The organism is Candidatus Limnocylindria bacterium, from assembly GCA_036523395.1.
Classification (GTDB): domain Bacteria; phylum Chloroflexota; class Limnocylindria; order P2-11E; family P2-11E; genus CF-39.
In genome coordinates this window covers 1-8,900 of sequence record DATDEH010000059.1, presented here as the reverse complement: position 1 = coordinate 8,900, position 8,900 = coordinate 1, and the positions used below count along the sequence as shown (strand labels likewise).

10 protein-coding genes are annotated in these 8,900 nt (G+C 66.7%); all 10 read right to left on the bottom strand.

The genetic code is table 11. From position 1 onward, the window contains the following. Positions 1 to 170: 170 nt before the first annotated feature. The 10 genes from VI056_08165 to VI056_08120 all read right to left on the bottom strand — a co-directional run bounded on the left by VI056_08165 (position 171) and on the right by VI056_08120 (position 8,648). Positions 171 to 1,040 (bottom strand): NAD+ synthase, encoded by an 870-nt coding sequence (locus VI056_08165; protein ID HEY6203004.1) that lies wholly within the window; start codon positions 1,038 to 1,040, stop codon positions 171 to 173. Next, a complete protein-coding gene (locus tag VI056_08160; protein ID HEY6203003.1) occupies positions 1,037 to 1,912 on the bottom strand; it encodes a nitrilase-related carbon-nitrogen hydrolase in 876 nt (291 codons plus the stop codon). Before VI056_08160 ends, VI056_08165 begins: the two co-directional genes overlap by 4 nt. Continuing rightward, a complete protein-coding gene (locus tag VI056_08155; GenBank protein HEY6203002.1) occupies positions 1,909 to 4,407 on the bottom strand; it encodes a sugar phosphate nucleotidyltransferase in 2,499 nt (832 codons plus the stop codon). Before VI056_08155 ends, VI056_08160 begins: the two co-directional genes overlap by 4 nt. A 78-nt stretch (positions 4,408 to 4,485) precedes the next feature. Next, entirely contained in the window at positions 4,486 to 5,541 is a 1,056-nt protein-coding gene (locus VI056_08150) for an ABC transporter substrate-binding protein (GenBank protein HEY6203001.1), read from the bottom strand. A 21-nt stretch (positions 5,542 to 5,562) separates the two neighbouring features. Then, positions 5,563 to 6,450, bottom strand: a complete 888-nt coding sequence (locus tag VI056_08145; protein HEY6203000.1) for an ABC transporter permease — start codon at positions 6,448 to 6,450, stop codon at positions 5,563 to 5,565. Next, on the bottom strand, positions 6,422 to 7,444 hold the full coding sequence (locus VI056_08140) for an ATP-binding cassette domain-containing protein (protein ID HEY6202999.1): 1,023 nt from the start codon (positions 7,442 to 7,444) through the stop codon (positions 6,422 to 6,424). The genes VI056_08145 and VI056_08140 overlap by 29 nt, the downstream gene beginning before the upstream one ends. Positions 7,445 to 7,446: 2 nt before the next feature. Beyond that, positions 7,447 to 7,770, bottom strand: a complete 324-nt coding sequence (locus tag VI056_08135) for a helix-turn-helix transcriptional regulator (GenBank protein ID HEY6202998.1) — start codon at positions 7,768 to 7,770, stop codon at positions 7,447 to 7,449. 67 nt (positions 7,771 to 7,837) lie between these two features. Next, the gene (locus VI056_08130; protein HEY6202997.1) at positions 7,838 to 8,119 is read right to left on the bottom strand and encodes an Lrp/AsnC ligand binding domain-containing protein; all 282 of its coding nucleotides are present in this window, start codon (positions 8,117 to 8,119) and stop codon (positions 7,838 to 7,840) included. A gap of 6 nt (positions 8,120 to 8,125) precedes the next feature. Next, a complete protein-coding gene (locus tag VI056_08125; protein ID HEY6202996.1) occupies positions 8,126 to 8,329 on the bottom strand; it encodes a hypothetical protein in 204 nt (67 codons plus the stop codon). 115 nt (positions 8,330 to 8,444) lie between these two features. Further along, positions 8,445 to 8,648 carry a hypothetical protein gene (locus VI056_08120; GenBank protein ID HEY6202995.1) on the bottom strand — a complete coding sequence of 68 codons (204 nt, stop codon included), beginning with the start codon at positions 8,646 to 8,648 and terminating at the stop codon, positions 8,445 to 8,447. Between the last annotated feature and the right edge of the window lie 252 nt (positions 8,649 to 8,900).

Sequence of the window (8,900 nt, the reverse complement as noted above, 5' to 3'; positions counted from 1 at the left end):
TGCATAACCGAGAGCCAGGCGAAGAGGCGGGGCTTCGCTCGAAGGCTCCCCCGACGCGGGGCCGACCGAAACCCTCTCTTCGCGCGAAACCCCGTCCCTCGTCGGGACGGGGACCCCTCGCGCGCGGGGGCCCTCGGTCGGCCCCGCTTCGCCCGCCGAGCCCGTCTCGCTCAGTCGGCTTCCCAGTCTCTGGGATAGAGGAAGTCGTGCCCGACTGTCCGCAGACTTACTTTCGCGATCAGCGGCATCACGCGTTTGTAGTGCGAGCGGCGCATCTTCTCGCGGATGTTGTTGACGAGTGGCGCATCGAAACCATTTGCGATCAGCTCGGCCGGACGCAGGCGGCGATCGACGAGGTGATAGAGGATGAGGTCCGCCTGCGCGTACGTGAAGCCGAGCTCGCCTTCGTCCGTCTGCCCCTGCCACAGGTCCGCCGTCGGCGGCTTCCGTACGACGACGTCGGGCACGCCGAGGTGCATCGACAGCTCGCGCAGCTGCGTCTTGTACAGATCGCCGACGGGATTGAGGTCGCAAGCCATGTCGCCGTGCCGTGTCCCGTAGCCGAGGAGCAGCTCGGTCTTGTTGCTTGTGCCGAGCACCAGCCCGTCGGGCCAGGCGCGGTCGTATTCGATCGACTTGCGCTCGCGCGCCATCTTGTTGCCACGCCGCACGCGATCGATGTCACCGAGCCGCCCGAGGTAGGCATCGACCTGTGGTGTGATATCGATCTCTTCGAGCGCGAGTCCGAAGGTCTTCGCGACGAGCCGTGCGTGCTCGCGTGATGCGGCATCCGACGTCCGGTACGGCAGGAACAGCGCGGTGACGTTGCTCGGGCCGAAAGCCTCCGCGGCGAGAGCCGCGACCGCGGCGCTATCCACGCCCCCGGAGACGGCCACGACCACGCGCTTGTGGTCTGACTTCCTCGATTCTTCGCGCAGGAACGCGACGAGCATCCGGCGGACCAGCGCCTCGTCGATGCGCAGCGGCGACGGGTCACTGGGGTCGGGGCGGATCGCGCCGATGTGCTCCGCGACCTTCACGAGCGCTCCACCGCGACATCCGGCCGGCGAACGAGTCCAGTACGGCGCGCGAGATGGCTCTGCACGAGATCGGGACGCTCGTCGCGGATGAGCGGGTTGCGGTCGCGCTCGCGAGCAACGAGATCCGTGTCGATCTCGGCAACGAGAAGGTGCTCCTCGAACTCCGGCGCGCGTGCGACCACGGTGCCATCTGGCGCGACGACCTCGGAGCCACCCCAGAACGCGACGCCGTCCTCATGCCCGACACGGTTCGCGAAGAGCACGTAGAGCGTCAGGTACTGCGCGTAGAAACGATCCATCAGCCGGCACGACTCCGCGGTGCCGAGATCCCCGCCTTCGGCGACACCGCGTCCAGGGCTCGACGCCGGCGATAGGACGACGGTCGCGCCTGTCGCCGCGTACATGTAAGGCACGGAAACATGCCAGAGGTCCTCACAGATCGCGAGACCGGTCGGACCTGCGGCGCTCTCGAACACGTCGAAGCGCTCGCCCGGGCCGAAGTAGCGGCCGTCGTCGAAGATGCCGTAGGTCGGCAGATAGACCTTGCGGTGAACGTGCACCAACCGGCCGCCGTGCCAGTACCCCTGGGCGATGTGCAGGCGCGCGTCGGGCGCGCGCTCGACGAATCCGGCACACACGTCGATGCGGCGCGAGGCATCGGCGATCGGCTTCAGGCGTTCGTCATCCGCCGCGCACGCGATGTCACCCGCCAGATCCTTCAGGTAGTAGCCCGTGAGCGACAACTCAGGGAACACCACGAGCTGCGCGCGAGCGCTCTGCGCTCGGCCGATCCATTCCTCGTGCATCGCGATGTTCCGCTTGAACGCGCCGAGCGCCGGCGCGCACTGTGCGATCGCGACGCGGACGCTCAAACCTCGGTCCGCAGCTGCTCGAGGCGGTCGGCGTACTCCTGCGCGAGGCTCCAGGCCCGCGCCTCGTCCTTGGCCTCGGCGTACACGTTGAAGAGCGGGCGGTCTCCGTCGGGGAGCACGAGCACCCATTCTCCGTCGTTCTGGTGCTTCACGCCGTCGATCTGTCGTGTGTGCTCGGTCCGCGGGTCCTGCGCGAGTACGCGCATCACGCGGCCTTTGCGCTCCCACTCGCACGGCACCTGAAGCCGCGCCACATTCGCGGGCGGCGTCTCGTCCATGACTTCGGCGAGGGTCTTGCCAGTGACGGCCAGAAGCTCGAGCAGGCGCACCGTCGCGAAGAGCCCGTCGTAGGAAGGGTGGAAGCGCGGGAAGATGAAGCCACCGACGCCGTCGCCGACCACGAGCGGATGCTCGCGCGCGGCGAGGTTCATCTGCGCCTCAGCGGAGGCGCGCACGCGCTGCACCTTTCCGCCGAATTCCGCGACGGCGCTCTCGATCGCCGAGGGCGCATACACGGGCACCGCCACGACGCCCGGCGTCACGCGTGCCGTCAGTGCGGCGAATGCCGCGAGGAAGTGCATGTCGTTGAGGTTGCGGCCTTTGTCGTCGACGAAGAAGACCTTCTCGCCACCGGCGTCGATGATCACGCCGGCGGACGCGTTGAGTGCCGCGACGATCGCCGCGAGCTCGCGCCGCTCGTTCTGGAACTCGTCGAACGAACGTGAGCCGACGTCCTCGGACACCACACCGTTGATGGCGATGAGCTCGATGCCGAGGGTGCTGAGAAGCGGCGGAAGGAACTGCGCGGCGGTGCCGTGGGAGTAGTTGACGACGATCTTGAAGTTGCGTTCGGCGATCTCCTTGCGATGGACGATCTCGGCCAGGAAGGCCTCGCTGTACGCCTCGCCGACGCGGGTTGACTCAGAGATGCGACCGACGTCGGCATATCCAACACGGCGGATGTCCTCGCGGAAGAACACGGTCTCGACCTTGCGCTCCTGCGCCTTGTCCATGTCGAGCGCCTGGCGGTCGAAGAACTTCACGTCGCACACGCGCGCATCGAACGGCGAAACGCGCACGTGCACGCCACCGCTCGCACCCAGCCGCCGGGTGTGGTGGCGACCGATGGGCAGTGGAGCCTGCAGCAGGTCGGCAACGTGAACTCCGGTGGACACGATTCCGGCCATGAGCGCTCGTTTGAGCATGCGGCTCGAGCGATGCTGGTCGCGGTTCATCGTCACGGTGGTGCCCTGCGGCAGCGTCGACGCATAGGCCGCGCCGAGGCGGGCGCAGAACTCCGCCGTGAGATCGATGTTCACCAGTCCCGTGACGCCGAAGCGGCCGAAGAGCGCGCGACGGCCCTGCGAGCCCCAGATAAGGCTCGACCCAACGACGGCGCCGCTCTCGATCTGTTTGTCCGGCCAGATCTTCACCTGACTGCGAACGCGCGCGTTCTCGTTCACGATGCAGTGATCGCCGACGACGCTCCCCTCCTCGAGGGTCACGCGCGATTTGAGCGCGCACTGCCGGCCGACGATGGTCCCGTGCAGCTCGGCGCGCTCGCCGATGTAGCTGTTGCGCCACACGATCGAGCGGTCGATGAGCGCTCCAACGTCGACCGTCACGTAGTCACGGAGGACCGTGGGGCCAACGATCTCGGCCTGCGGTCCGATCTTCACGCCGTTGCCGAGATAGACCGGGCCGGTGATGCGCGCGGACTCGTCGATCACGACCTCGCCATTCGTGAACACGCCGGGCTGGACCTCGCGGCCGAGCGGACTAGCCGTCAGGCGGCCCTGGAGCAGGTCCGCGTTCGCGCGCGCGTACTCCGGGATGGATCCGATGTCGGTCCAGTAGCCCGACGCGATGTACCCGTACAGCGGCTCGCCCTCGGCGAGGAGCGCGGGGAAGAGATCCTTGCTGAAGTCGAACGCCTCGCCGGGCTTGTACCGCTCGAGCACCCGCGGCTCGATCACGTAGATGCCGGTGTTGATCGTGTCGGAGAAGACCTCGCCCCACGACGGTTTCTCGAGGAACTTCGAGATCCGTCCGTCCTCGCCGGTGATGACGACGCCGTACTCGAGCGGATTCGCGACGTGATACAGCGTGAGCGTAACGGCGGCCTTGCGCTCGCGGTGGAACGCGATGACCTTCGTAAGGTCGATGTCGGTCAGCGCATCGCCGGAGATGACGATGAACGTGTCGTCGAGCGCCTCGCCGATCTGCCGGACCGAGCCGCCCGTGCCGAGGGGCGACTCCTCGACGCTGTATCTGAGGCGCATGCCCACCGCGCCGCCGTCGCCGAAGCTGTCCTGGATCTGCGACGCGAGGTACTGCAGCGTCACGAACGCGTCGTGGATGCCGTGGCGCTGGAGCAGATCGAAGATGTGCCCGAGACAAGGCTTATTGACGATCGAGACCATCGGCTTGGGCCGATTGATCGTCAGGGGGCGCAGGCGGCTCCCCTCGCCGCCGGCCATGACCACGGCCTGCATCAGGCCGAGTCTAGGCGAGCGAGGGAACGACCAGGCGGGTGGCGCCGATCGTTCCCTCGCCGCCTCTAGGGTGCTAGCTCACTTCGCCGCGTCGGCGAACTCGTTGGTGAACGTCTTGGAGACGTCGATGGTCTTGCCCTGGACGTTCTTGTTGTAGGTCTGCAGCACCTTCAGCACGAAGTCCGGTGCGCCGGCCGGCATCTTTCCGTCGGGGCTGAACATCGGCATGCTGCCGGTCAGGGCGGCCAGATAGAGGTCCTTGTCGCCCGCGTAGTAGTCGGCGGGAAGCTTGTCCGCGATCTCCTGCGGCGTGTGTGTCGCGATCCACTTGAGCGTCTTCACATAGGCGTTCACGACACGTTGGACCTGCGGCTTGTGGCTGGCTACCCAGTCCGACCGCATGTAGATGGAGATGAACGGGTAGTCGCCGCCGAGGGCAGCGCGCGTGCCTTCGGGCGTGCGCAGGTCAATGAGCACCTTGGCGTCTCCAGTCTTTAGGAGGCGCGAGATCGTGGGCTCGGTGGTCATACCTGCTTCGATGGTGCCCTGTTTGATCGCGGCGATGAACGTGTCGCCGGCGCCGACCGCGATCGGCGTGAACTGATCGACGGCGATGCCGTTCTTGACGGCGAGATACTGCGTGAGGCCGTGCGTGCCCGAACCGATCGAGGTCACGCCGAGCTTGCGGCCCTTGAAGTCGGCGGCGGACTTGATCTCGCCAGCCTTGGCCGTCGCGACCATCTCGGCCTCGCCCGGCGCGCGCAGAAGCTGGACGACTTCGACGAGGCTCTTGCCGAGGCCCTGCACGTCGATCGTGTGGTCGTACGAGCCCGACGCGCCTTCGACCTCGCTCGCGATGAGCGCCGTGGTCGAGTCCTTCCCGGATGGCTCATCGATCAGCGTCACGGTCAGGTTCTGCTCCTTGAAGTAGCCGAGGGCCTCGGTGAGCTTGTTCGGCAGGTAGATCTGCTTGTTCAGGCCGCCGACCATGATCGTGAGAGCGAATGGCTCGGCCGTGCCGGCGGCGCTGGCGGTGGGATTGGTGCTCGGATTGGCGCTTGGAGTGGCCGCGCCGCCGCAGGCGGCGACGACCACCGTCGCGATGAGACCGATTGTTGCGAACGTACGACGCATGCGCGTTCCTCCTTGGTTTCGCTAGATGTGTTGCATGTCGGTCATGGTGTTCGGACGCCATTTGATGAGACGGTTCTCGAGCCAGGTCATCGCGAACTCGGCCGTAAGCGCGACGATGGCCAGGATGAACATCGCCGCGAAGACGCCGTTCGGGTTGAACGTGGCCTGCGCCGTCGCGATGACCAGCCCGATGCCGTGGATCGCGCCGAGGTACTCGCCGACGACCGCGCCGACCAGCGCGAAGCCGAAGCTTGTGTGAAGGCTCGCGAGGATCCACGAGAGCGCGGACGGAAAGATGACGTGCGTGGAGAGCTGCCGCTCGCTGGCGCCGAGGATGCGGGCGTTGGCCAAGAGCACGCGATCGACCTCGCGCACGCCTTGGAACGCGTTGAAGAAGACCACGAAGAAGACGAGCACGACCGCGAGCGCGACCTTCGACCAGATCCCGTAGCCGATCGTGATGATGAAGATCGATCCGAGTACAACGCGCGGCATCGCGTTGAGGGCCTTGATGTAGGGCGCGAAGACGTCGGCCAGCAAGCGGATGCGGCCGAGCGCGACTCCGAACACGATGCCGAGACCGACGCCTACGAGGAACCCCAGGGCCGCCTCTTCGAGCGTCGTCGCTACCTGCAGCCACAAGGGCCCCTGCGCAGTGCCGTTCTGGATCCAGCTCCAGAGCTGCGACGCGATGCCCGACGGCCTTCCGTAGAAGAAGGGGTCGATCAGGCCCGCCTCGCCCTGGGAGGTGCCGAGCTCCCAGAGACCGAGCACCAGCACCGCGACGGCGATCCGCAGTGCGTTGACGAGCACTCGACGATTCGTCCGCGCCCGCGCGCGTGCGCGATCGCCGCTCGTGGGCTCGGGACCGACGACGCCGCTACGAGACGATGCGCTTAGAGCGCTCATAGCTCACCAGCACCTCGTCTCTGAGATCGTTCCATATCTCTTGATAGATCCGGGCGAACTCCGGATGGAAGCGGATCTCGCTGACGTTGCGCGGGCGCGGCAGATCGACGTGGTAGACGCCCTTGACCGTGCCGGGCCCGGCGGTGATCACGACGACACGATCGGCGAGGGCGATCGCCTCCTCGAGGTCGTGCGTGACGAAGACGACCGAAGCGCGCGTGGCCGACCACAGCTGCAGCAGCTCGTTCTCCATCAAGGTACGCGTCTGCACGTCGAGAGCACTGAACGGCTCGTCCATGAGCAGGATGCGCGGCTCGTTGATGAGCGTTTGCGCGAGCGCCGCACGCTTCCTCATGCCGCCCGACAACTGATGGGGGTAGTACCGCTCGAAGCCGGAGAGCCCGACGCGGGAGATCCAGTCCCGCGCCAAGCGTTCGGCCTCGCCGCGCTCGACACCTCGCAGTCGCGGACCCGTCGCGACGTTGTCGAGTACGTTCTTCCACGGGAACACCGCGTCGACCTGGAACACGTAGCCGACGGCCTTGCTGACGCCAGTCACCGGCTCAGCGTCGACGAGGACCTCGCCCTCGCTTGCCGGCTCGAGCCCCGAGATCAGCGCGAGCATCGTCGACTTCCCGCAGCCTGTCGGGCCGACGACGGCGCAGAACTCGCCCACCTGAACGCTCAGGCTCAGGTCGCGAAGAGCGGTATACGCGGTGCCAGCAGGTGTGAGAAAGCGCTTCGTGACGTTGCGCAGCTCGATCGCGGGTGCCCGCTCCTCCGCGAACCGCCGCGCCAGCGTCTGCGGATCGCCGAAGCGACGGGTGGCTCGACGCTCGGCCTCGTCGATGTTCATGCCGGTGGCCTCATCGCGCTGTGCGTCCTCGATGAGGTGGTCCTCCGCCTCGAGCAGGATCTCGCGTTTCTCTTTCCTTCCGAAGGGAAGCTCGCTCTCCAGCTTCGCGAGGTAGTCCCGCAGGACCTGCGTGGTCACGGTCACGTCGCCTCGCCAATCACGCCACGGACTCCGCGCGAGAAGCGCTTCCAGTCCGCGCGAGCGGCGTCCAGCCGGTCGCGGCCGTCGCTGGTGATCTCGTATTCCCTCCGCTGTCGCCCGGCGTGGGCGACCCACCGACCCTTGATCAGGTTCTCTTGCTCGAGCCGATGCAGGATCGGGTAGACGGTGCCTTGCTGCAGATCGAATACCCCGCCGCTGTCGGCGTTCACGAGGTCGATGAGCGCGTAGCCATGGGCCGGCCCGCGCGCCACCGCAGCCAGCAAGAGCATGTCGAGATGCCCCCGGAGGATCTCCCCCTTCACGCCCACATACCTAGCGCGGCTAGGCGTAATCTCAAATTCGAAACCTGTCAAGCGCGGGCCTGCGACCCTAGCGAGGACTCCCTAGGCCGAAGACGGTCTCCAGGTCGAGCTTCGAGTAGGCGCGAAATGCGACGTGGGTGTGCGTGCGCGCGACGCCGGGCACCTGCGCGATGCGCCGAGTCACGATGTCGGCGAGCTCCTCGTGCTCCCGGGCGCGCACCATCACGACGAAGTCGATCTCGCCGGTGACCGAGTACACCTCCGACACGCCCTCAACGGCCGCGAGCTCTTCGCCGATCTTCGGGAGAGCGCCGCGCTCTGCCGTGATGAGTACGACCGCCGTGATCATCGCGGGCTAGAGGCTCTTGACGTCGATGTCGTGCAGTGCGGACTTCACGAGGTGCGCGGCTTCCTGGTAGCCCATCGCCTTACCGCGTTTGAGCGCGGCCTCGAACGACTCGTTGGCATCCAGGGCCGACTGCTCGTCGTAGCGATGGAAGCCTTCCTCGAGCTGGTCGATGGCGAGCTTGATGCGATTGCGAGCGGCGCTGCTGATCAAGGAGGCCCTCCCGGCGCGTTCTTGTTGGAGGATAATCGCGCAGCATTCGCTGCGCTCATCTGCTTGGCGTGTGCGCTTCGCGCACGCCGCAGTAGCGCCGAGAGCGCCGCGCTTCTTAGCGCTGCTGCTTCTCGACGGTCTCTTCCTGGCGGATGATCGTCGACCCCACCGGGTCGTCGACGATCTCCTGCTCTTCCTGGACCTGCGTGCTTCCGTCGCTGCCGATGTTCACGTTCGTCGTCTTGGTCTTCGGATCCGCAACACGGTCTTCCCGCGTAACTTCGGTGCGCTTCTCAACTGTCGTCTTCCGCTCTTCCATGTGACCCTCCACCTGAATTTGAGACGGAGCAAGAGCAGGAGGAATGCCAGCAACGCCTGTGCTACGCGCCGCGGGTCCTGCCGCGGCTCGCACTGCTCGCTCGCGAGTTGGCCTCCCCGCCCTGACCGCTCGCATGACCTCGTCTGCCGGCGGGGCCCCTCCACTCTCGCTCGCCAGCACGTGTCTCGCCGCGTCACCCGCGGCGCCCGCAGGTCGCTAGCCGATTTCGAGCTCTTTCGTCGGCACGCCCAA